Source organism: Mesorhizobium sp. WSM4806 (genome assembly GCF_055811635.1).
The window spans coordinates 1-21594 of record NZ_JBVVQZ010000017.1 but is presented as its reverse complement, the minus strand read 5'-3'; the positions used below and the strand labels follow the sequence as shown (position 1 = coordinate 21594).

Sequence of the window (21594 nt, the reverse complement as noted above, 5' to 3'; positions counted from 1 at the left end):
AACGTCGGCAACCGCATGCTTGCCGGAAAATGCCTGTGCGGCGCCGTACAATACGCGGTGGCCGACGAGTTCATCTACACCGCCAACTGCCACTGCTCGGACTGCCGGCGCACCACCGGTTCGGCCTTCCAGCCGTTTGCCGGCATCGAGCGTGAGAGACTGAGCCTGACCAAGGGCGAGGACAACCTCCTGATCTTTGGCGAGGAGACCGGCCACAACGTGCACTGCAAGACCTGCGGCTCATTGCTCTACTCGGTCGTCCGCGACGGCGCCTTCGTCCACGTCACCATGGGAACCCTCGTCGACGAGCCGGCCATCCGTCCAACGCAGCACATCTTTGTCGGCTCCAAGGCGAAGTGGTTCACGATCGCCGACGACCTGCCTCAATATGAAGAGCATGCTGCCGGGGGCGCCGACTGAAGACCTGGCGATGTGGCTGACGGCATTGCCGCTCAGCACACGCAGTGACACGGCGCATTTTCAAGGAAGTTATTTTCGATAATGACTTCAACAGCGTGCTTGGAGCGGGTAGCGGGAATCGAACCCGCATATTCAGCTTGGAAGGCTGCTGCTCTACCACTGAGCTATACCCGCGCATTTCACCCGAAAACCGCTATGCACTTTTCGGTCCGAGGCTTGCGTTTCAGGGCTTCCGGGCCGGCAGTGGTGGAGAGGGTTGGATTTGAACCAACGTAGGCATAGCCAACGGATTTACAGTCCGTCCCCTTTAACCACTCGGGCACCTCTCCAGTCTGCCGCCGGAGCCATGCAACGAGGCATCGACGCGTCGCGGCCGCAGGAGCAGCCCGTCGCGAAGCGCCTTATGGCGGCAGCGCCCAAAACTGTCAACCGCAACATCCCGGCAAAACGCGCTGAATTTGTTGACGACCCGACGAGCAGGGTTTTGCGGCTGTATCCATAGGCGAACGACACGGCTATAGAACCGGCCATGAGCAACGACAACAAGCCCAAGACCCCGAAAGACACCCACTACGCCAAGCTGCGCCGCGCGCATCGCGACGAGAAGAGCGGCGGCGCGCCGGCGTTCAGGCCGCGCCAGCCGGTACCACCAGGAGAGACCGTCGCGGATGGGCTGGTGCGGCTGTACGGCCTGCACACGGTGCGAGCAGCACTCGACAATCCGCGCCGGCGGATCAAGAAGATGCTGGTGACGCGCAACGCCGCCGAGCGGCTGGCTATCGCCGACCTCACCGCCCTGCCCTTTGAGACAGAGATGGTCGAGCCGAAAGACATCGACAAGGTCACCGGCTCTGACGCCGTGCATCAGGGCGTGCTGATCGAAGCGGAGCCGCTAAAACCCAAGCGCCTCGATGCGCTCGGCGATACCACGCTGGTGCTGGTCCTCGACCAGGTCACCGATCCGCACAATGTCGGCGCGATCCTGCGCTCGGCGGTCGCCTTCGGCGCCGGCGCGCTGATCACCACGGCGCGCCACAGTCCGCATGAATCCGGCGTGCTGGCAAAGTCGGCCTCCGGCGCGCTGGAGCATATCGACCAGATCGAGGTAAAGAACCTCGCCGACGCGCTCGGCCAGTTGCACGAGGCCGGCTTCCAGACCATCGGCCTCGATTCCGACGGGCCGGCGGAACTCGAGAAAAGTTTTGCCGGGGAAAGGATCGCGCTGGTGCTGGGCGCCGAGGGCAAGGGCTTGCGTCAGAAGACGCGTGAAACGGTGACGACGCTCGCCCGGCTCGACATGCCCGGCGCCATCCGCTCGCTCAACGTGTCGAATGCGGCGGCGGTGAGCCTTTATGCGGCGAGGAAGTTTTTAAACGGGTGAATGGTAAAACGGAGAATAGTGAATGGTGAATGGTGAATGGTGAATGGTGAGACTGCACGCAAGTCGTGACCAGTTCACTGCCACTGACCGCCGCATCTCTACTACCATTCACCATTCACCATTCACCATTCACTATTCACCAATCTCATATCCCGCCATTCGCTCCAGCGCCCTGACCAGCGCCGAATGGTCCTCCTTGGCGCCGCCATTGGCCGCGCAGGAGTTGAACAATTGCTGCGTCGTCGAGGTGTTGGGCAGCGCGACGCCGAGCGCTTTTGCCCCTTCCAGCGCGAGATTAAGATCCTTCTGGTGCAGTTCGATGCGAAAGCCCGGGGCGAAGCTGCGCTTGATCATGCGCTCGCCGTGCACTTCGAGGATGCGCGAGGCGGCCAGCCCGCCCATCAGCGCCTGCCGCACCTTGGCCGGATCGGCGCCGGCTTTCGATGCAAAAACAAGCGCTTCCGCGACTGCTTCAATGGTCAGCGCAACGACGATCTGGTTGGCGACTTTGGTGGTCTGGCCGACGCCGTTCGGACCGACCAGCGTGATGTTCTTGCCCATTTTTTCGAACACCGGCCTGGCGCGCTCGAAGGCCTTTTCCTCGCCGCCGACCATGATGGTCAGCGACGCGGCCCTGGCGCCGACCTCGCCGCCCGACACCGGCGCATCGAGATAGTCGCAGCCCAGCGCATTGATTTTCGTGGCGAATTCCTTGGTCTCGATCGGCGAGATCGAGCTCATGTCGATGACCAGCTTGCCCGCGGTCAAACCCGAGGCGACGCCGCTGTCGCCGAACAGCACGTCGGCCACCTCAGGCGTGTCGGGAACCATGGTGATGATGATGTCGGCGGCACGTGCCACGGCGTGATGGCCGGAGACGGTTTTTAGACCCTCGGCGACGAGATCGGCCGGCGGTTTCGAGCGATGGTCGCTGGCGACGACAGTGTAGCCGGCGTCGAGCAGATGCCCCGCCATCGGCGCGCCCATGATGCCGAGGCCGATGAAGCCGATGGTGTCCATTGATGTTTCTCCCTGGTATTTTCCTAGGCCGCGTTCCGTCGCGCCCCCCTCTGGCCTGCCGGCCATCTCCCCCACAGGTGGGGAGATCGGCAGTTCCGACGCCGGCTTTTACTTTTCCAACCTCGAAAATTGGCGAAAGCGGCGGTGACGTCCAATCTCCCCACCCGTGGGGGAGATGGCCGGCAGGCCAGAGGGGGGCGCGAAGGAACTCGACGTCAATTGTAAACGTCCCCTACGCCGCCGCCTGCCCGGCAAACTCCCGGAACCAGCCCAGCCCGGCTTCCGTCCCGCCCTTCGGCTTGTATTCCGCCCCGACCCAGCCGGAATAGCCGATGCGGTCGATGTGACTGTACAGAAAAGGAAAATTGATCTCGCCCGTCCCCGGCTCATGCCGGCCGGGATTGTCCGCCAGCTGGATATGCGCAATGCGGTCGAGGTTTGCCTCGATGGTGCGGGCGAGATCGCCCTCCATGATCTGCATGTGATAGATGTCGTATTGCAGGAATAGGTTTTTTGAGTCGACGCGGTCGATGACCGCCAGGGCCTGGTCCGAATAGCTGAGGAAGAAGCCGGGAATGTCGCGGGAGTTGATCGGCTCGATCAGCAGCCTGATTCCGGCCTGCTCCAGCTTCTCGGCCGCGAAAGCCAGGTTTTCGGCGAAGACATCTTCCAGCACCGAACGCTCGACGCCTTGCGGTGCGATGCCGGCGAGGCAGTTGACCTGTTCGCAACCCAGCGCATGCGCATAGGTGATCGCCTTGGCGATGCCTTGTCGGAACTCGGGTACACGATCCGGCAGCACCGCAATGCCGCGCTCGCCCTTGCCCCAGTCGCCGGCCGGCAGGTTGAACAGCACCTGCGTCAAACCGTTTTTCTTCAGCCTCGCCGCAACGACATCGGGCGCATGGTCATAAGGGCCGATATATTCGACACCCCTAAAGCCGGCGCGGGCGGCGGCTTCGAAGCGGTCGAGGAAATCGTGCTCGCCAAAGAGCATCGAAAGATTGGCTGAAAACCGTGGCATTCTTTTTCTCCTTGTTTTCGCCCGGCCCAAGCTGTGGTGAGATTCAGGTCAGGCCGAGCCGAAAATGGTGGGTTCCGAGAACCGGAGCGGAGCGTACTTTTGGTACGTGAGCACCGGAAGCGCAGGAAACCGCCGTTTGCAGGCCGGCATCACCTGAATATCAGCACAGCTTAATCCAGCATGACGATCGCCGTCGGCGCGTCTTCGTGATGTTCGGCAAGCTCCTCGAATTCGGTGATCTTGTCGATCTCGGTGCCCATCGAAACATTGGTGACGCGCTCAAGGATGAATTCGAGCACCACCGGAACCTGGTGCTCCTTCATCAGTTGTTGCGCCTGTTTGAAGGCGCCGGCGAATTCCTCCGGCCGGCGCACCCGTACCGCCTTGCAGCCCATGGCCTCGGCAACCGCGACGTGGTCGACGCCATAGCCAGCCTCGGGATCATCCTTCCGGTTGACGTTCTCGAAGGCAAGGCTGACCTCGAAATCCATCGAAAAGCCGCGCTGCGCCTGGCGGATCAGGCCGAGATAGGCATTGTTCACGACGACGTGAATGTAGGGCAATCTGTGCTGCGCGCCGACCGCCAGTTCCTCAATCATGAACTGGAAATCATAGTCGCCGGACAGCGCCACGATGTTGCGCTGCGGATCGGCGGCGCGAACGCCAAGTGCGGCCGGCAGCGTCCAGCCGAGCGGGCCGGCCTGGCCGCAATTGATCCAGTTGCGCGGCTTGTAGACATGCAGGAACTGAGCGCCGGCGATCTGCGAAAGCCCGATCGTGGTGACATAGGTGGTGTCGCGGCCGAATGCCTTGTTCATCTCCTCGTAGACGCGCTGCGGCTTCAGCGGCACCTGGTCGAAATGCGTCTTGCGCTTCAGCGTCTTCTTGCGGCCCTGGCATTCCCTGGCCCAACCCGACCAGTCGCGCAGTTTTCCCGCCGTTCTCCACTCGGTGGCGACGTCGAGCAGCATTTTGAGCGCTGCACCGGCGTCCGAGACGACACCGAGGTCCGGCGCGAAGACACGGCCGATCTGCGTCGGCTCGATGTCGACATGGATGAATTTTTTGCCCTTGGTGTAGACATCGACGGAGCCGGTGTGGCGGTTGGCCCAGCGGTTGCCGATGCCGAAGACGAAATCAGCTTCGAGCATCGTTGCGTTGCCGTAGCGATGCGATGTCTGCAGCCCGCACATGCCGGCCATCAGCCGGTGGTCGTCGGGAATCGCGCCCCAGCCCATCAGCGTCGGGATCACCGGCACGCCGGTGACTTCGGCGAACTCGATCAGCAGATCCGAGGCATCGGCGTTGATGATGCCGCCGCCGGCGACGATCAACGGTCTTTCGGCCGCGTTGAGCATCGCCAAGGCCTTTTCGGCCTGGCCGCGCGACATTGCCGGTTTGAACGGCACCAGCGGCTCATAGGCATCGATGTCGAACTCGATCTCGGCCAGTTGCACGTCGACCGGCAGATCGATGAGGACCGGCCCCGGCCGCGACGAGCGCATCAGGTGAAACGCCTTCTGCAGCGCCATCGGCACCAGGTAGGGTTCCATCACGGTGACCGCCCATTTGGCGACGGGTGCTGCGATGGCGGCGATGTCGACGGCCTGGAAATCCTCCTTGTTGAGACGCGCCCGCGGCGCCTGGCCGGTGATGCAGAGGATCGGGATGGAATCGGCCGCGGCCGAATAGAGGCCGGTGATCATGTCGGTGCCGGCCGGACCCGAAGTGCCGATGCACAGGCCGATATTGCCTGATCTGGCGCGGGTATAACCTTCGGCCATGTGCGAGGCCGCCTCGACATGGCGCGCCAGGATATGGCGGATCGTACCCCTCGCCTTCAGCGCCGAATAGAACGGGTTGATGGCAGCACCCGGCACGCCAAAGGCGCAGGAGGTGCCTTCTTTTTCCAAAACGAGAACCGCTGCGTCGACTGCGCGCATCCTGGCCATGTCAGCCTCCACGGAATTGTTGATGGCCGAGAATGCCAGCGCGCCTGTTATTTTTCAATTTTTTCAGAATATTTTTTCATTTATAAGAAACGACTGCTATGTACTGATTTCATTGGATTTTCTGTTTTCCACGAAGTTCCCATGGCAAAAGAGTGAAAAACTTTTTCATTGCGCATTTGGCGAAATCGGCAAGAATGCCACTATGGAGACCGCCGAAAAACGCCAGCGCGGACGGCCGCGCGCCTTCCACGGTCCGGCCGAGGCGGCTTCGGTGCAGTCGCTCGACCGGGCGCTGCGCATCCTGGCCATCGTCGCCGAAGGCAGCGGCCTGTCGCTGAGCGAGATCGCCGCGCAGAGCGGCCTCCCCGCCTCCACCGCCTACCGCATGCTGACGACGCTGGAAAACCACGGTATGGTCGAGTTCGACAGCAGCGACCAGCTGTGGTCGATCGGCGTCGAAACCTATCGCATGGGCGCGGCGTTCCTGCGCCGCCGCAAGCTGGTCGACCGCGCCCGCATCGTCATGCAGGAATTGATGGAGAAGACCGGCGAGACCGCCAATCTCGGCGTCGCCGAGGACGACTGCGTCGTCTTCGTCAGCCAGGTCGAGACGCATCAGGCGATCCGCGCCTTCTTCCGGCCGGGCACGTGCAGCTCCTTCCATGCGTCGGGCATCGGCAAGGCGGTGCTGGCGCATCTCGAGCCGCAGCGCGTCGGCGCCGTCCTGCGCCGGACCGGGCTGGAGCGCTTCACCGAAAAGACGCTTTCCGACATCTCGGCGCTGGCCCATGATCTGGTGACGATCAAGCTGCGCGGCTGGTCGGTCGACGACGAGGAACGGCACCCCGGCATGCGCTGCGTTGCCGCCGCCATCTTCAACGAGTTCGGCGAGCCGATCGGCGGCGTGTCGGTTTCGGGACCGACAGTGCGGGTCACGCCGCAGCGGCTGGCCGAGATCGGCCCGCTGGTGCGCGATGCGGCAGCGGAAATAACCAGGATGATTGGTGGTCTGCCGCCCCCTTCTTCACCAAGCCGCGCCGCCGAACCGGGTCCACTCTTCGAGATTGGCGCTGCGCGCTCACCTTGACAGCCGCCCGGCTACGGCCAAGTTTGCGTCCACCTTCCGCCAGCCGACGCCCGAAAGACGCATGAGCCTCCAATCCGTCAAAGCCTTCTTCGCCGAGTATGCCCGCGACATCGAGGTGATCGAAACGCCGACAAGCTCGGCGACTGTCGCGCTCGCGGCCGAGGCGCACGGCGTCGAGCCGGGGCAGATCGCCAAGACCATCTGCCTGCGCGTCGGTGACCGGGCCATGCTGGTCGTCGCCCGCGGCGACGCGCGCATCGACAATCGCAAATCGCGCGATGCATTCGGCGGCAAGCCGCGCATGCTCGATGCCGAGCAGGTGGCCGAAATCACTGGCCATCCGATTGGCGGCGTCTGCCCCTTCGGCCTCGCCTCGCCGTTGCCGGTCTATTGCGACGTATCGCTGCGCGCCTACGATCAGGTCGTGCCAGCGGCCGGCGCAACCAATGCAGCGGTGAAAATAGGCGTCGAGCGCATGGCAGCGCTGACCGGCGCCGAATGGTGCGACATCTGTCAGGATGAGCTAGGCCCCGGGCACCGCGCTCTTGGTCGATAGGTCGTAGAAATCAAGCAGCATCGCCAGCCCAACTCCGCAGGCGGTGAAGATCAGGCCGGCGATGAAGATGCGGGTGGCGCGTTCATAGACGCGTCGCTGTAGAGACGTTGTGTCGAGCAGCAACCGCAGCGCTCGTATCTGCAAGGCAATGCCTATCAAAATCGGCACGACGGCTGCCAGGTGATAGATTTCCCAAGGGAGCGGGTTGGCGGCCCAATGCGTGATGAAGCCCAGCGAGAAAGCCAGTAGAATGCCGACGGTGGTGATCGTGCCGTTGCGGAAATCCGTCTCAATCTGCTCTTCCTTGGGTTCGTGCTCGTCCAAGCGTCCCTCTCCCTCTGGTGCCTTCACCGCCAGACTAAGCTGTCGAAAAATCCCTGTACATCCCTCGCTGGAACCGGTCGCGGTGCCGGGTTCAATTTTGCAACCCAGACAGCTGAAAAAGGGCAGTGGGTGCCCCTTTTTCCCTTGCCTGAAACGGTTCACCTCCCCTCAAAGCCGGCAGCGGTGACGATAGCCGTCGTAGCCGACATAGGTGTCGGAGTACGGATCGTAGCTCTGATAGCGGTTAAGGCAGCGCCGGACGTGCCATGAGCCGCCATTTTCCTGGATGTAGACGGTGCGCGGCTGGGCGAGCGCGGTGCCGAGCAGGAAGCCACCGACGCCGGCGGCGATACCGATGCCAAGGTGCTTGTTGTGATGGTGCTTGTGATGGGCGGCCGAAGGCTGAACGGTGCCGGCCAGCATGGCGGCGGCGACAGTGGTGGCGATGAGGCCGGAAACGATGGCGCGCTTCAACATGACGATCTCCTTGCTGCGTTGTCTGAGAGGCGATCCATCCCGCCTCTTGACCATCAGTCGTTGCAGCAAGGAAAAAGGTTCGACGGTTTTTTTGGATTTTTTCAAAAGCGCAAAAGCGGCCGAACTGAACAGGTTTGCGCCAGGCGCGCAAATTACGACCGGCGAGAGCGCCGATCGACAGTCCGGCGGCGGGAGGCCTCAGCCCATGCCGGTGATATGACGCAGCCAGAAGGCGAGCGCGATGAAGCCGATGATGGTGGTGACGCCGGTCCAGTCGACATTGGCTCTCTTCAAAACCTTGATGAGCTTCACCAGGAGAAACCAGGCCACGACGACGATCAGGGCAATGACGACAAGTCTGATCATGCGACACCCTCGCCCATGCGATTGCACCTTAGAACGATATAGGAAGCCAATTGGCCGTTTTCAGGATGCCCGCGCCGGCTGCCCCAGCGCACTCAAAACGGAGTTTTGTCTTTACTGGCGCACCAAATATGCTAACCGGAGCGCCGTGCCCTTGTAGCTCAGCTGGTAGAGCAGCGGTTTTGTAAACCGAAGGTCGGCGGTTCGATTCCGTCCGGGGGCACCAACAACATCAATAAGTTAACGTCAATTAATTCTTCGAATCCTTAGCGACAGAAAACCACTGGGTAACAATTAGGGTAACAAAAAGCCAGCCACCGTGAGGCAGCGGGCATGCTGGGTGTGCGGGCTACTGCTTGTTGATACCGAAGCTTGCGCCATCGCCGAGGTTGCGGCGATGGCCTCAGCCTCGTCGCCGGCATCTGCGGCGGAACTTTCCCTTTGATGTATGAGGCGCAAAAGATATTGGGATCGAGCGAGAATGCGCCGGCTCTCTAGAACGTGATTCCGCAGGGCTGCAGCAACAAAACGGCGTTTCCGGCGTTGCCACCAGAACCGCTTGGCGCAACTCATCGCCAAGGACCGCGGCTGATACTTGGGCGCCAGGTGCAGCGTGCCTACTACGACTTCTTGGTCTTCCAATTCCGCTTCGGTTTCGGTGCCGATGCAGCAGGGAGAGCAGTCTCGGCTTTAAGTCGTTGCTCCCGCAGCCGAGCCGTCTTTGCATCTCGTGCGACGCGCTCAATGTCTATTAATGCCCGCGCAGCATCCGACGTGCGCTCCTGTCGGTCGTGTCTTTCTTTATCGGTTGAGCCTTGCCTTTCCCGCATTCCCTGTCCTCGATCTGACGGTACGGCGCTTTGTTGCCGCACCGAACCATTGTCGCCAGATCGTGTTCCCCCCAGACAACAAAAAAGCCCGCCGTACATCGGTAAGGCGGGCTGCATAGACTCCCAAAAGCACACGCTGCTCCTCTGGAACGCTTCAACCACTTTGCCGTTGCAGTAACAGCCCCTTGCTTGAGATGCGGCTTCGAGTGAAGGTGCGGAACCACGGGCGACGGTGCGCGTTAGAACGACCCTTGTGAGGATGTGCCATGCCAGCTCGCCCAATCGTATCCACAGCCGCGGCGATCCTGTTCGCCGCCACAAGCATGGCTTACGCCCGGCCGGATGCGCGCACCATGACTTGCGAACAGACGCAGCAGCTGATCCAGAGCCGGCGCGCGGTGGTGCTGACCACCGGCCGCAACACCTATGATCGCTATGTCCGCCGGTTCGGCAATGAGTGCAACCGGCCCGCCGTGCCCGTCGCCTCCTATGTCCAGACGCTTGAGGGTCAATGTCGGGTCCATCGATGCGTGGAATGGCAGCATTTCGATTTCCCGTGAGCCGGCTTCTGATCCAATGTCTGTTCGCGCGACGTCTCTGCCCCGCTCTTCACGGCAGACCAGAACGAGCAAGTAGCGCGACTTGCGGACTTTCCCGGATGGCGTCGCCAAGGTCTTGAGCCGGTCCCATTCCGGACCTTCGCTGCCAGAGTTGCTCGCACACTCACGCGCGCCCGCTAGCCAGCCTCGATATAGGCTCGAGATTGGGGGAGGCCCTCGGCGAGGCCAAGGCAGAAACGCTCGTGCCTTATGTTCAGTTTGGCGTTGGACATGGTGGTATCATGATACCGTAGTCACCTTCCTGACGCCACATAAAGTAAACTCAATCAGCTGGCCGGCGCCATTGGCCGAGATCCATGCGGTGATGCCCTCGGGCGAGACGCCACCTGCCCCAATTGCCAGAGGCCAACAGGTTCCGGAACAAAGTGCCGGGTAATCTTCTTTTGTGTAGTATGCTGAAGGTAGCGCACACGCCTCCGTGAAGTCTCGACCACCTCACAAGGAGCAACCACAATGCGTAAATGTCTCGCAGCCATCACTCTTGTCGCGATCGCCGCGTCCATTGTGCCCAACGCGGCTCAAGAGGCCAACACGACGTTCGGTGTGCTCGACTGCGTTGTCGCAGCTGGCACTCGCTACATCATCGGCTCGAAAAAAGCTCTGAGTTGCACCTTCACGTCGGCCAACCCGAAGGTCGCACCCGAAACATACATAGGGGTCATTAGGAAGTTGGGGCTGGACGTCGGTCCGACGCCGAGGGCAGTGCTGCGGTGGCGGGTGCTTGCGCCAACCGGTAACGTCTATGCGCCCGGCGTGCTGGCCGGCAACTACAACGGCGTCGGCGCAGAAGCGACGGTCGTCGTGGGTGCCGGTGCCAATCTTCTGGTTGGAGGATCCAACAGGACCTATACGTTGCAGCCACTCAGTGTCCAGGTGCAGACTGGCCTGAACGTTGCAGCCGGCGTGACCAGTTTCCAACTTCGCGCCGCCAAATAGAATGTTAGCCCTCGGCGCGCCCAGACCGCCAGCCATCACCTACGTAGTCTAGCGGTTCGGCGACAATCGGCGCGGGCACGGCATGTTGACGACCAAGGACGAAGCGCCGGCCTCGCCGACATGTCCCTGTCCGCGATAACCCGCCGGGCGAAGCGCTAGCCAAAGCCATCATTGAGACCGCTTGGATCGGCCCAATGCACGTCCTCGAACAGCATCAGCACGGGCGATCGGCGGGCCCGTTCATCGAGGATGTCAAGCATTGCCCCGAAGGTCTGCTCCTTCTTGCGCTCCGGGCTGAGAGCCAGTGGCGGGTACCGCTCGCCACCCGGCACGCCGAGCATCTCGGCAATGAGCGCCAGCTCATGCGAGGCGGCGAGTGGGTGTAGCAGGGTTTCCAGCTTGACGAGCCGAGCCTCCGCAGGCTCGCCGTCCACGAAGCCTACCTCGTACTTCCAGCGTGCGATGATCGGTTGGAGGGCGCTCTCACGGTGATGGGGCGAGCAGAAGTACTTGAGTTTGATCAGGCGAGGCTAACGCGATCTATCATCTTGATCAGCGGATATCGCTAGGGCAGCTGGTCTACGCGCCTCGGATTGGACGGTCTTCGAGCCAAATGAGCCCCGATATCGAAGCTCCTCTGGAAAACCGGCCACTGAGCTCCAGGGTGGAGGCGCTTGCCGGCTTCGGGCTTAGCGCGGCCGATATCGCCTGCGTGCTCGCCACAGACGAGCAGGACCTCAAGGCGACCTACGCCCATGAGCTCGAGAGCGGCGCCATCAAGGCCAACGCACGGGTCGCCGAAAGCCTCTACCGCAAGGCGACCGGCGAAGGACGTGAGGCCGTCACTCCAGCAATCTTCTGGCTGAAGACCAGGGCGCGCTGGAAGGAAACCTCCATCCATGAGCTAGAGGGAAAACTGGACACATCAGTGACCTTCGTGACCACCTACGAAGATAATGAAGCTCCTGTAGTGCGGCATTGCCGACGGTTTGATTTCGACTGCCGTTTTGACTTCGAATTTCGACCGATGCCCGAAATCAAAACAACCGAACTTAGAAATTACGGCACTAGGGCGTTGTGTCGATTCAGCGCTGGTCCAGCTTCTCCGCAGTCTCCCGCTGCTTCGATTCGATCTCGTCCAGCACTGCTTCTGGCGCAAGGTCCTTCTTAATCTCGCCGACTTCTACATCGTTTAAGGCTGGTTTTACATTCAACCGATCCGTTATCGAATCGACAAGTTCAGTAAGCTTTGTGAGTTCGTGCTCCGTCAGCAGGCTCACCTGAAGATCCAGATCCGCCCGTTTGTCTGCGGCAGCTGACATCCGGTTTTGGCTGATCAGTACAAAGGTCGAGAGGAATATGGCCTCGACGGAAGCTACCATAGCCAATATCACGAATGTCGGATCAAATGGCGGAGTGATCGGTATCCAGCCCAAGTTCGAGACGATCCAGCCGCCATACACGGCCAAGTGAAGGTACACGAAACGCATACTGCCCGTAAAAGAAGTAATCGCCTCAGCGATTTTCTCTTCCAAAGTTGCCTCGCTTGCTTCCTTCGCCCGGCGCTCTTCAATCGCATGGATATTGCGTTTCAGTGCTTGGCTGAGTTCAGTCGGAGGTGGCGGAGGCAACGTTGGAGAATCCATGGAACACCAGTTGGATAGCTATCGGTCCTGCCACTCTGGGCAACATACAAAATCATGGGTATTCGACTTTGTTCCCGACTGGAGCCGTCTAATCATTGGCTCTCCTCATTTATCCAGGCGATTTCGGGGTCTTAGACGCTTGGCGGCGCCAGAGCCTTCCCGCTGAGGAAGGGCGGGGCGATCCGGCCGCTGAGGAAGGGCCGGGCGATCCGGCCGCTGAGCGTCTTTCGTACGGTCGAGGATTGAAGGTGGTGAGTGCTCGGCGCCTGGCTTCGTATCCTGGTGAGGCACCATGCGAATTTCGTTCTCCGAACACGAAGGCGCGTCACCAGGGCAAGAGAACTGGATCAAAAACTGTTTTGTTCGCGCCGGTCACTTGGCTAGGACCGCTTCTCATTGACCAAATCTGATGCGATGATGGGGGAGAACAAGTCCGCGCTTGGGAGGGCCACAAACGCCCGCTCAGCGGCTGCTCGTCCTCCACAACGCTGAGGAAGGCCCGATCGACCATGAATGGCAACTGCCAGCGCTGCTACCGAACAATCAGTTCGGCACGCCCGCTTCGGAATTCGTGCTTGGCAAGGAACGACACGATCGCCGCGGCAATCTTTTTGCCGCCCTGTTCTGAAGGCTCGATGGCGTTGACAAAGTCGGCGTCCTCGCCGCAGACAATGCGAAGGTCGATCAGCGGAATGCCGCGCACGGCGGCTGCTCGTGTGATGCAATCGTTGAGGATCGACAGGGCCGTTACCGCAATGCGTCTCTGGTCGGGGTCGGCATACCGGACATCATAGATCGAGCAAATCGCGGTCGGCAGCCCTACAGCCAGGACGGCATCCAGCGTCGACATATACTCCAAGCAAAACTGCTCTCTAATTTCGGCGAGCCTCAGCAGAGTGTCGGCAACGGACCGCGACGGAGCGTTCAAAACGGAGGAGACGCCGAGCGCGTCGTTCCCTCCCACGCTTACCACCAGATGAGTGGCGTCAGCTGGCAGGCGGTTCAGTTGCCGGCCCACATCCGTCATGACGCTGCCGTCAACGGCAAGCAGCTTGGCCGACCAGCCGATCGGGAGCTGACGCAAAACGTGGGCCACTAGATCTGCTCCATCGGCGACATAGGCGCTGTTGTCGAACACCGAATCGCCTAGGAGCACAACCTTGTTCATCGTCCCCACGTCCTCGGCGGAAACAGTTTGCACCGTGGAAAATGCTTGTCCCGCGGCGGCGGCCAGCAACACGCTCCTGCGCGATATCTTTACCAGACCGGCGTCTCCCACGACTGTCGCTCGTGCGCGAGCCTTCAGTGGCTGCTGTTCGAGTTCGCTCCGCTTTCCGTATTAATCGTTCGCCGTCCTCTCCTCTTCCCGCCGCTGATACGCAAGAGCCATAGCGGCCGCTATGGCTACTCCTGCGGCGCCCAGCAGGAGTTTGTCTCGAGTCTCCTGATCGCTCATGACGCCCTGAACAGCCGATGATGCCCGGCCGGCTGTGGCGGCTACTCGCTGGGCCGCCTCGCCGGAGGTCTGCCGCATATCGTCAATCATGTTCGGCGTCCCGGCGCTCCAATCCCGCACTCTCTCTTTGACGGCGCCGGCCAGCTCAGTTGTTTGCTCCTTCACTGCTTCCGCCGTCTCGGCGCCCAGTTCGCCGACCTTCTCCGCCAGCTCGCCGGCTTGCTCCTTCAAGCGCTCTGTGGCGTAGGAGAAATGATCAACTTGCTCGCCCATGTCTGGTATTGAAGGTGTCCGCAACAGGCTAAATAGTCCCGCTCCGATCAAAGCAGTTGCAATCGGCGGACGGTGCAGGAGACGCCAAGCGAGACCAGCCCCAATCACCAATGCGGCGCTCGGGTTGGCTGCCGCCTTTGCCTTGAGATCATCGACGATCCCCTGCGCCGTCGACTGCGCGGTCGATCTTGCTTTTTCGACCAGCGCGTCCTTTGCCTCGAGCGCCTCTTGCTTCAGCTCGTCGGTAAACTCGGACAATGTATTTGGCGATCGCAGCGTCGACAGATGTTCGGCGAGCCTAGCCCGGGCTGCCTCCACATCATGTTCGAGCTGGCGGAGACTTGCCTCACCCATTATGAGCCTCGCTTGCCGCTAGACCGTCCGGATTTGCTCGGCCGAGAGGCATCCGATTGTGGCGATTGGTCCGATTTGGCCGATTTATCTTGCGAGCGGCCCATGCCGCCCGATTGGGGCATGCCGCGCTGAGCCGATTGAGCGCGCGATCCACCCGAACTCGCGGATGGCGCCTGCGCGGACTCGGTTGGCTGCTCGCCCGACAAGGCGCTGCCGAACGCACCAGCCACGTCGCTCGCAACCTCCTTGAGGCCATCGGCATTAAGGCCGCGCTCCTCGGCTGCCCTCCTGAGACGTTTGCCCGCCTCCTCTGTCGATTCCTTTAGCCGTTCGCCAGCCCTTTCTGCGGTGTCCGTCAGCTGCTCTGCGGCTGGGCCAAGGGTCCGGTTCTCAATTTCGGTGGTCCGGAAGGCAGCTGCAACAGCCGCCCCGGCGGCAAAACCGAGCAGCGCCAGCGTCAGTGGCTGCTCTTGCGTCACACGGTTCATCGTATCCTGGAGCGTGGATTGGGCCCGCCGGGCGAATTGTTCCGATGTCTGGGAGACGTTGCGCCGCGCCTCGTCCGCATACGTCGATGCCGAGGATGCGTAGGAACTTGCGGTTGCCGCCACCTTCTCGCCGATCTCGGAAACATATTCACGTGCTGCCTCTACCGCCGCTGGGCCGCCTTCTCTGGTTTCCGCCTCGTGTCCATCGGGGCGCGTGCTCGAAGACCTTGACTGAGCCTTTCGGTGGCCATTGTTTCCGCGGGATTCCTCAGCATGCCCGAAGCTACTGATGGCCGATGACCCGCCGCGGCGCATCAACAATGCGCAGCCGGCCGCAACGAGGAGAAGACCTTCCGGGTTGTTTTTGGCGGCGCCGATGAACCATTCCGCCGTTCCGAGATTGGCCGTACGTGATTCGCGGCTCATGACAGATGCTCCTTGGTTGTCGAGATGTCCTGCTTGATCTGATGGATGGAACGGGTCGGCGTTATCTCTTTGTGTGCGTCCATGCGGCCCTTGTAATAGGCGAGCGCTCCAGCCCCGGCCGTGATGGCGGCAACAATCAGGCAGGACCAGTGCACTGCGATCCCAAGGCTGGCTATCCCGAAGACAAGCGCCTGCACTGCCAAAAATGCCGCGATCAGCCCCAGCACGCCAGCCGTGGACATCCAAATACCCGCCCGAAATTTGGCAAAGAGATTTTCAGACAACTCCGCGCGCGCCAGTCGCAGCTCCTTCTGAACAAGATCGGCAAGGTCGGCAACGACGTCGGACAGTGCGCGAGGAAGCGTGGAATTCTTGAGCTGCTCATGTGCCATGGAATTCGTTCGCTCCTTGCCGGTTACGTTCGTGCATAGGCTCGTTCGAAAGCGGCGACGCCGGAGGTGCGCTCTTCAGCGTTCGAAATGTCAAAAAACCCGCAAGGGCGGCAAGTCCGAACACCAATGCCGGCTGACGCCTTGTCAAATCGGAGGCGGCGCGGACCAGCTGATCGACCGACTGGTCCCGCAGATCGTCTGCGTACCCGTCGATTCGGTTCGCGAACGTACGGACGACACCGGCGACTAGCGGTGCGCTTTCGTCGAGGTCCTCGGCAGCCCGTTTTGTCGAACTTGCGAGCTGACCCATCACCTCGGCACCGCTGCCGACCTGACGATCCAGCATTTCCTTTACTTGGCTGGCAACCGTTGACGCACCATCCGCGGCCGACTGCTTGACCGTATCGGCTGCCTCTTGAGCCAAATCGGATGCCTTGGAGAACGCGCCGCTCACCGTTGTCCCAACGTCCTTCTTTGCACTGTCATCTGGTGTCTTGGGCGCGGAATCCCGTTCCATGTTTTGGTTGTTCATAATTTCCTCCATTGACTGACAAAACTGCGGGAAAACCCGTTGGTTCCTTGGAACTGCTCAAACAAAGTAGATAGCGGTCTCGGCGCCTGGCAGCCCCCCTGTAAGGCGGCCAACTTTTTGCCGGCGCGAATCTCTCTCCACCCTCGATCGTCGACAGATGGTCGTGCAGCAGCGCGCTTCAAATTAAGCGGTGCCTGGACGTGCTGAAGGGGAGTAAAGCCGTCGCCTCGGGCCGGAGGCGTTCATCTCCCGAAGGAGATGCGCATGAGCCCTAAACTGGCTACAGGAGAACGTCGGCAATCTTCCTGCCGAAAGCGGCGTGAGCATTGCCGTCTTGGCTCAGCAGTTCGAGCAAGATGCCGAAGCGGCAGGCTACGGCCACGCGGTACGAGAAGACGAGATCGGCAACGTCGAGAACGCCATAGAGAAGGCGCTGAAACGGGCTAGGACTGGAGAAGAGGCGCAAGTTGCCGTCCTGGCCGGAGGAAGTGATCTTGCGCTGGTCATCGCGGCCCTAGCAGTCAATGACGCGAAAAGCGGGCCGTAGGGCTCTGGACTCCGCTTCGCGCCCCTGCAACCGCCTCTTTTTGGACTATAATGAGATCACAGACGGCCTCAGCTTCGCATAGCCGCGGCACTGGGCCGGCCACGTATAGACCGGCTCCGCCCGTCACGCCCGGGAGGGACGTTTCCCTTCGCCGAGTCGTCGCTGCAAGGCGAAAGCCGTCGCAACGAGGATCTGCCACCAGCGCGGCGAGCCCCGGTTTGTGAATCAGCGTCACAGCCTTCGACGGCTTTACCCCAGACACGGTTACGCTCGCGCTGCTCGGGCCATATGGGCAGCTGGCGTCACCGTCACAGTTGTCGCAGTGCAACTTCGGTCCGCATTGGCGCGCGCCTCGAACAGTTCTTGCGAGCAGTTCAATGGCCACGAAATGCCCGGCGCTATGGCCGTACCTCGCCTTTTCGCATCTCCTGCGCGACTAGTCCGCCGGCAGCCAAACCCAGAGCGAGCGCTACATACGCAGCTGCGATGGAGCGCTTAGAAAGCACTGTCTCCCAGCCCGGGGTCAGCCGCTTCGGCACAACGAGATAGTCCACAGCCGCAGCGATCGCGGCTACCGCGGAGGCATCGCGCAGCATCAGTAGCGGCGACCGCGGAGGATTTCTGGCGAGCCAAGCCTCGAAAGGAGCGGCCCAGAATATGGCCGAAGCATGATGGGTGCCGAAGCCGACCGCCGTGTGCGCGAGGTCGGCCTTCCTAACCGCACCAGCCTTGTCGCCGTGGAGCCAGTGGCTGGTGGCGTTGGTCGGCTGCAGCGCCGACTTTCCTTCGGCTTTGGCCAGAAGGACGAGGAACGCCGCCGTCACAACACTTGCGACCGTGCCGGTCGCGCCTGTCGAAAGTCCAGTCTTCAGCAGGCCGTTCACCTTAACCTCCGTAACTCTCCCTCTTTTAACCGCCGAACCGAAGCTCAGTTCCCGACACCTCCGTTAACGGCAAAGAGCTGTATCCCGACTGAAGTGTCAATCCGCCGACGGCGCGTTCTTTTCGCGTCTGTCAGGTGATTGCGACCGCCAGGGTATACGGTGGTAGAAAATTTTCTGCGCCGCCGCCCCGGAAGAGGTTTTCATTGAAATTCCGCCAAGTTTTACACTGCCATCGCACATTAAATCGATGGACTGCCGCAGTTGCAGCCTTGCTGCGGGTGTTTTCGCCTCTTGCGGCTTCACCGTTTGCGGCGCCTGGAAAGGCGGCGGTGATTTAGGCGAACCTGCCGCCCCGCAGGCTCCAGAGCAGCAAGGGCCATTGATCGCCCGATATCGGCCAGCGGCGATGACGCGTCGGCGATGGCGAGCGGCAATGTCAATGCGCCCCGCGTCCAAGCCACCTGTGCCGCAAGAATCCCCTGCGCAAGGGCCGAAACTTTTTCGCTCACCGCCTTGACGGTTTCCGGCCGACCTGAAACCAGCGAACGGGTTGCCTCGGCAGCAAGGATCGGCAACCGCAACCCCACAACCCAGGGCGCGAGCATCAGGTTCTGGGCAAGAGCAATCTCAGCGCGGACGCGCCTTCCTCGTTGACTGGCCAACACTCGTTATTCCTTCTGTTTGGATTTTGCGGGTCCAGATAGGGGGCCGGCAATGACCATCAACAACATGCGCCTGTTCAGGGTTCCATAGCCCCAGTCCTTCCGCCGCCGATTAACCGCAGTCGAAAGCAGATGGTCGTCCCCGCTCGTCTCAAAGTAGCCGAACTTGGCACAAATGCTGACCCGTTTAGGCTCCACGTTCGCCGAGAAAGAGCGGCGGCTGATCTCTGGAACGGACCAAGGCCGCCCTCGCCTCTCGCAAGGACACTTTCGGCCGATCACCCGGCCCACAATCCCTCCGGACCGGCATCGGAATCGTCGATTCCTTTCCCGGTGGAGCCGCGCAGGTATATTCGGCCTCCATGTATTCCAGATTGAGGGAGCAACCCGGAAAATGTCTTCGTCTTTAAGGTCCTCCTGCGCATAGGCGCGGGAAAGGCCGATCTCTCAGCACGGGGACCAGTGCTGCGCGATCCAAACGTGTTGGCTTGGCCAGAGTTCCCGGACGGAGGACAAAACCCGCCGCACCTTTCGGCACGGCGGGCTTTCAGTCGTTCACCAGGCACGGGGTGTGGGCGGCACCAGCCTACGTTGACTGGCAATCGCTCTAAACAACCGCGGCGTTCGCACAGCTCGCAATGGCCAATGGCAGGTGTCGAACGTGCGCAACGTTCTCGCGCGGCAATCCACTACTCTTTTATAAGCGGGGCTTCAGGGGAACCCGCGTTCATCCAACAATTCTACTGAACGCCGCAGGCAGTCCCTCGGTGTGGATGCCCATGTGAGCCCGATTGTTCGTGTACCCCCGGCAAGTCGTTTGCAATGTGAGGACCGTCGTTGAACGCAGCCTCAACGAATCGGTGGGTGGCGAAGCGGCGCATGGCCTAGCCTTAGCCTAAGTCCATTTCCGCAGTTTCGAGACACTCGAGCTTGCCTCCCGGAATGGCCGACTTGGGTCAATTTGCGTCGTAGAACGCTTGTGATGGCTTCTCATCCCGGTCGCCTAGTCGGGAGTGCGTCTGATGGAGAAAACCGGCTGGTGCGCCATGCTACGCTCGCCGGTGATAGGAAGAATTGCATAATCAACCACTTAGAAGTTGCTTCTCATTCGCCTGTGAGCACACTGCAAACGGTGGTTTGCAGTTTGCACACCCGGGGAATAGCAACATGCCGACCGCAGTCGCCTATTATCGGGTTTCCACACAGCGGCAAGGACGTTCAGGCTTGGGCATCGAGGCCCAGCGTGCCGCGGTCGCACGCTTTGCCGAGGCCGAGCGGATGATCATCCTCCAGGAGCCCACCGAGGTCGAAACCGGAAAGAGAGCAGATGCTCTTGATCGACGTCCGCATCTGACTGCTGCCCTCGCCCTTGCCCGGCAGCTCAAATGCCCAGTCGTTGTGGCGAAGCTAGACCGACTCTCGCGTGACGTCGCCTTTACTGCTGGCCTGATGGTTCATTCCCTTCATAGTTGCGGAATTTGGCGCCGATGCCGATCCGTTCATGTTGCACCTCTACGCCGCGCTCGCCGAGAAAGAGCGGCGGCTGATCTCTGAACGGACCAAAGCCGCCTCGCCTCCCGCAAGACCACTGGAATGAAGCTCGGCAATCCGACCAACACCGCCGAAGCTGCGGCGAAGGGTCGGAAGATGTCGATCGAAGAAGCCGACCGGTTTGCCCAGACCGTGCTGCCGATCATCGCTTCCATTCAGCGGTCGGGCATCACCAGCCTGCGTGGCCTGGCAATCGCCCTGAACAACCGCGGCGTTCGAACAGCGCGCAACGGCCAATGGCAGGTCTCTAACGTGCGTAACATTTTGGGGCGGCAAGCTTCTGCGAACTTGCTTTTATAGGCGGGAATTTGCTGACCAGCATGTCCCCATCGAAGCAGCAGGCCTGCGGCCGCGTAGGATGTGGCTGCACGGTTCTCGTTCCAGGGCTACGGCAACTCCGAAGTACTGCTTCGGAATTTCAAGTGGCCGGGCGACTTCTGCTCAAGCCAAGAAAAGAAATTGGAAAATCTTGGGTCCTCTGGTTGATGAGGAAGCCCGCGCTCTTCAGCTCCATTTTGTGCAAAAGTAGCGAACACCCTGTTCTGCTTCTTCCCTGGTCATGACAGGTGATCACCCAAAGGCAAGTCTTCTTTTCCGACACAAAAGCGAGGCGCCGACAATGTTGGTGCGTCCAAATGGTAGTGTGTTACAGCCATCCGCGTCGCCACTCCCCGCCGACTAATTTGAGACGACAACTGAGAGCGACTACCCGCGGAGCTTTACAGCCAAAAGGAAAGTCGGCGGCTCATCTTTCAATGAGCATTGCCTGAACCCGCCGACCTGCGGATTGCCAGTGGCCCCGCGATTCGCAGTTTTGTCGGAACGAAGGCGTACCGTCTAGCAATGTAGGCGTGTACATTTCCAGGTGCGGGAGTTTTCGAGACTTTTGCCTTAACTCCGTCGAAGGAAGGTAAATGAATGCTTGCCCGCTGCCGGGCGACAGCTCGGCCACTCGCGTTGTGACTCGCGAGTGAACCATTAGGCCCGGCGGGGCGTTTCTCTGCGAATCCAATACTATTGACGGCACGACCGTGGAGGAATCCAAGATTCAGCCTGCGCTGCAGAAACAAGACACGCCCGGTGCCTTGGCGAATTTTCCTTATGACCGAATGACTGTCGAACGATTTCGGGAGGCATTTCCTCGAGCGAGGTGGAGCGACGAGCGCAGGAGCTGGTTTGTACCAGGCAAGACGGCAGCCCGACGGATCGATCGTTGGCTGGCGCGTGAGGCCGAGTTGCTGGCGATTCACGCCGATAGCAAGGGACGTGACGCCTATGCGTTCGACCCGATCTCCAGCCCCTATCTCGAGGTTGCTGACGATCTGCGCATTCGGACGCCCTATTCGAAGACCGCCCTTCGGGAACTACATGGCATTCCCTGGGCAAGTTGGGA

General features: G+C 61.0%; 26 protein-coding genes, 3 tRNA genes and 1 pseudogene. 13 read left to right on the top strand and 17 right to left on the bottom strand.

Features of this window, described 5'->3' with window-relative positions:
* The first annotated feature begins 15 nt into the window (after positions 1-15).
* Positions 16-420, top strand: a complete 405-nt coding sequence (locus AC0L2M_RS23955; protein ID WP_473536157.1) for a GFA family protein — start codon at positions 16-18, stop codon at positions 418-420.
* Between the two features lie 100 nt (positions 421-520).
* On the opposite strand, the gene AC0L2M_RS23950 is transcribed toward AC0L2M_RS23955, so the two are convergent.
* Positions 521-594, bottom strand: a tRNA-Gly gene (locus AC0L2M_RS23950).
* 70 nt (positions 595-664) lie between these two features.
* Positions 665-749, bottom strand: a tRNA-Tyr gene (locus AC0L2M_RS23945).
* A gap of 200 nt (positions 750-949) precedes the next feature.
* On the opposite strand from AC0L2M_RS23945, the gene AC0L2M_RS23940 reads away from it, so the two are divergent.
* A complete protein-coding gene (locus AC0L2M_RS23940; RefSeq protein WP_473525191.1) occupies positions 950-1801 on the top strand; it encodes a TrmH family RNA methyltransferase in 852 nt (283 codons plus the stop codon).
* A gap of 132 nt (positions 1802-1933) precedes the next feature.
* Here the strand turns inward: AC0L2M_RS23940 and AC0L2M_RS23935 are convergent, their stop codons facing one another.
* The 3 genes from AC0L2M_RS23935 to gcl all read right to left on the bottom strand — a co-directional run bounded on the left by AC0L2M_RS23935 (position 1934) and on the right by gcl (position 5797).
* Positions 1934-2821 carry a 2-hydroxy-3-oxopropionate reductase gene (locus AC0L2M_RS23935; RefSeq protein WP_473536087.1) on the bottom strand — a complete coding sequence of 296 codons (888 nt, stop codon included), beginning with the start codon at positions 2819-2821 and terminating at the stop codon, positions 1934-1936.
* Positions 2822-3053: 232 nt separating this feature from the next.
* Positions 3054-3845 carry a 2-oxo-tetronate isomerase gene (gene otnI / locus AC0L2M_RS23930; protein WP_473536086.1) on the bottom strand — a complete coding sequence of 264 codons (792 nt, stop codon included), beginning with the start codon at positions 3843-3845 and terminating at the stop codon, positions 3054-3056.
* Positions 3846-4015: 170 nt separating this feature from the next.
* Positions 4016-5797, bottom strand: coding sequence for a glyoxylate carboligase (gene gcl / locus AC0L2M_RS23925; protein WP_287242512.1), 1782 nt, complete (start codon positions 5795-5797; stop codon positions 4016-4018).
* 202 nt (positions 5798-5999) lie between these two features.
* On the opposite strand from gcl, the gene bhcR reads away from it, so the two are divergent.
* Together bhcR and AC0L2M_RS23915 are read left to right on the top strand one after the other, a co-directional pair.
* Complete coding sequence (gene bhcR / locus AC0L2M_RS23920; RefSeq protein ID WP_128245082.1) at positions 6000-6884, top strand: HTH-type transcriptional regulator BhcR; 885 nt, start codon at positions 6000-6002, stop codon at positions 6882-6884.
* 61 nt (positions 6885-6945) lie between these two features.
* A complete protein-coding gene (locus tag AC0L2M_RS23915) occupies positions 6946-7440 on the top strand; it encodes a YbaK/EbsC family protein (protein ID WP_128245081.1) in 495 nt (164 codons plus the stop codon).
* Here AC0L2M_RS23915 and AC0L2M_RS23910 read toward each other — a convergent pair.
* From AC0L2M_RS23910 to AC0L2M_RS23900, 3 genes are all read right to left on the bottom strand, one after another.
* The gene (locus tag AC0L2M_RS23910) at positions 7408-7764 is read right to left on the bottom strand and encodes a hypothetical protein (protein ID WP_095489666.1); all 357 of its coding nucleotides are present in this window, start codon (positions 7762-7764) and stop codon (positions 7408-7410) included. The genes AC0L2M_RS23915 and AC0L2M_RS23910 overlap by 33 nt on opposite strands.
* Positions 7765-7932: 168 nt before the next feature.
* Entirely contained in the window at positions 7933-8241 is a 309-nt protein-coding gene (locus AC0L2M_RS23905; RefSeq protein ID WP_287242507.1) for a BA14K family protein, read from the bottom strand.
* A 198-nt stretch (positions 8242-8439) separates the two neighbouring features.
* Entirely contained in the window at positions 8440-8607 is a 168-nt protein-coding gene (locus AC0L2M_RS23900; RefSeq protein WP_128245079.1) for a hypothetical protein, read from the bottom strand.
* Positions 8608-8754: 147 nt separating this feature from the next.
* Here AC0L2M_RS23900 and AC0L2M_RS23895 point away from each other — a divergent pair.
* The 3 genes from AC0L2M_RS23895 (at position 8755) to AC0L2M_RS23885 (ending at position 10990) form a co-directional block, all read left to right on the top strand.
* Positions 8755-8830: transfer RNA gene (locus AC0L2M_RS23895), tRNA-Thr, on the top strand.
* Positions 8831-9700: 870 nt separating this feature from the next.
* Positions 9701-9994, top strand: a complete 294-nt coding sequence (locus tag AC0L2M_RS23890) for a hypothetical protein (protein ID WP_128245078.1) — start codon at positions 9701-9703, stop codon at positions 9992-9994.
* 513 nt (positions 9995-10507) lie between these two features.
* On the top strand, positions 10508-10990 hold the full coding sequence (locus AC0L2M_RS23885) for a DUF992 domain-containing protein (RefSeq protein WP_128248468.1): 483 nt from the start codon (positions 10508-10510) through the stop codon (positions 10988-10990).
* A gap of 155 nt (positions 10991-11145) precedes the next feature.
* On the opposite strand, the gene AC0L2M_RS23880 is transcribed toward AC0L2M_RS23885, so the two are convergent.
* The gene (locus AC0L2M_RS23880; protein ID WP_128248469.1) at positions 11146-11424 is read right to left on the bottom strand and encodes a hypothetical protein; all 279 of its coding nucleotides are present in this window, start codon (positions 11422-11424) and stop codon (positions 11146-11148) included.
* Positions 11425-11603: 179 nt separating this feature from the next.
* On the opposite strand from AC0L2M_RS23880, the gene AC0L2M_RS23875 reads away from it, so the two are divergent.
* Positions 11604-12161 carry a hypothetical protein gene (locus AC0L2M_RS23875; RefSeq protein ID WP_473536085.1) on the top strand — a complete coding sequence of 186 codons (558 nt, stop codon included), beginning with the start codon at positions 11604-11606 and terminating at the stop codon, positions 12159-12161.
* On the opposite strand, the gene AC0L2M_RS23870 is transcribed toward AC0L2M_RS23875, so the two are convergent.
* From AC0L2M_RS23870 to AC0L2M_RS23845, 6 genes are all read right to left on the bottom strand, one after another.
* The gene (locus AC0L2M_RS23870) at positions 12076-12636 is read right to left on the bottom strand and encodes a DUF1003 domain-containing protein (RefSeq protein ID WP_128248471.1); all 561 of its coding nucleotides are present in this window, start codon (positions 12634-12636) and stop codon (positions 12076-12078) included. The genes AC0L2M_RS23875 and AC0L2M_RS23870 overlap by 86 nt on opposite strands.
* Before the next feature lie 532 nt (positions 12637-13168).
* On the bottom strand, positions 13169-13876 hold the full coding sequence (locus AC0L2M_RS23865) for an SGNH/GDSL hydrolase family protein (protein ID WP_287240902.1): 708 nt from the start codon (positions 13874-13876) through the stop codon (positions 13169-13171).
* Between the two features lie 99 nt (positions 13877-13975).
* Positions 13976-14719 (bottom strand): hypothetical protein, encoded by a 744-nt coding sequence (locus AC0L2M_RS23860; RefSeq protein WP_128248472.1) that lies wholly within the window; start codon positions 14717-14719, stop codon positions 13976-13978.
* The gene (locus AC0L2M_RS23855) at positions 14719-15633 is read right to left on the bottom strand and encodes a hypothetical protein (protein WP_473536084.1); all 915 of its coding nucleotides are present in this window, start codon (positions 15631-15633) and stop codon (positions 14719-14721) included. Before AC0L2M_RS23855 ends, AC0L2M_RS23860 begins: the two co-directional genes overlap by 1 nt.
* Positions 15630-16025 (bottom strand): phage holin family protein, encoded by a 396-nt coding sequence (locus AC0L2M_RS23850; protein WP_023803797.1) that lies wholly within the window; start codon positions 16023-16025, stop codon positions 15630-15632. Before AC0L2M_RS23850 ends, AC0L2M_RS23855 begins: the two co-directional genes overlap by 4 nt.
* Positions 16015-16557, bottom strand: a complete 543-nt coding sequence (locus AC0L2M_RS23845; protein ID WP_287240907.1) for a hypothetical protein — start codon at positions 16555-16557, stop codon at positions 16015-16017. Before AC0L2M_RS23845 ends, AC0L2M_RS23850 begins: the two co-directional genes overlap by 11 nt.
* 319 nt (positions 16558-16876) lie before the next feature.
* Between AC0L2M_RS23845 and AC0L2M_RS23840 the strand changes: the two genes are divergently transcribed.
* On the top strand, positions 16877-17104 hold the full coding sequence (locus AC0L2M_RS23840) for a hypothetical protein (protein ID WP_128248475.1): 228 nt from the start codon (positions 16877-16879) through the stop codon (positions 17102-17104).
* Positions 17105-17502: 398 nt separating this feature from the next.
* Here the strand turns inward: AC0L2M_RS23840 and AC0L2M_RS23835 are convergent, their stop codons facing one another.
* Together AC0L2M_RS23835 and AC0L2M_RS23830 are read right to left on the bottom strand one after the other, a co-directional pair.
* Positions 17503-17988 (bottom strand): hypothetical protein, encoded by a 486-nt coding sequence (locus AC0L2M_RS23835; RefSeq protein WP_128248476.1) that lies wholly within the window; start codon positions 17986-17988, stop codon positions 17503-17505.
* 299 nt (positions 17989-18287) lie between these two features.
* Positions 18288-18653 carry a hypothetical protein gene (locus AC0L2M_RS23830; protein WP_473536083.1) on the bottom strand — a complete coding sequence of 122 codons (366 nt, stop codon included), beginning with the start codon at positions 18651-18653 and terminating at the stop codon, positions 18288-18290.
* A 592-nt stretch (positions 18654-19245) separates the two neighbouring features.
* On the opposite strand from AC0L2M_RS23830, the gene AC0L2M_RS23825 reads away from it, so the two are divergent.
* From AC0L2M_RS23825 to AC0L2M_RS23810, 4 genes and pseudogenes are all read left to right on the top strand, one after another.
* Complete coding sequence (locus tag AC0L2M_RS23825) at positions 19246-19353, top strand: recombinase family protein (protein ID WP_473536156.1); 108 nt, start codon at positions 19246-19248, stop codon at positions 19351-19353.
* 464 nt (positions 19354-19817) lie between these two features.
* The gene (locus AC0L2M_RS23820; RefSeq protein WP_473536082.1) at positions 19818-20204 is read left to right on the top strand and encodes a recombinase family protein; all 387 of its coding nucleotides are present in this window, start codon (positions 19818-19820) and stop codon (positions 20202-20204) included.
* A 39-nt stretch (positions 20205-20243) separates the two neighbouring features.
* A complete protein-coding gene (locus AC0L2M_RS23815; RefSeq protein ID WP_353817448.1) occupies positions 20244-20501 on the top strand; it encodes a recombinase family protein in 258 nt (85 codons plus the stop codon).
* A 731-nt stretch (positions 20502-21232) separates the two neighbouring features.
* Positions 21233-21594, top strand: a pseudogene (locus AC0L2M_RS23810) (hypothetical protein); the annotation flags it as partial.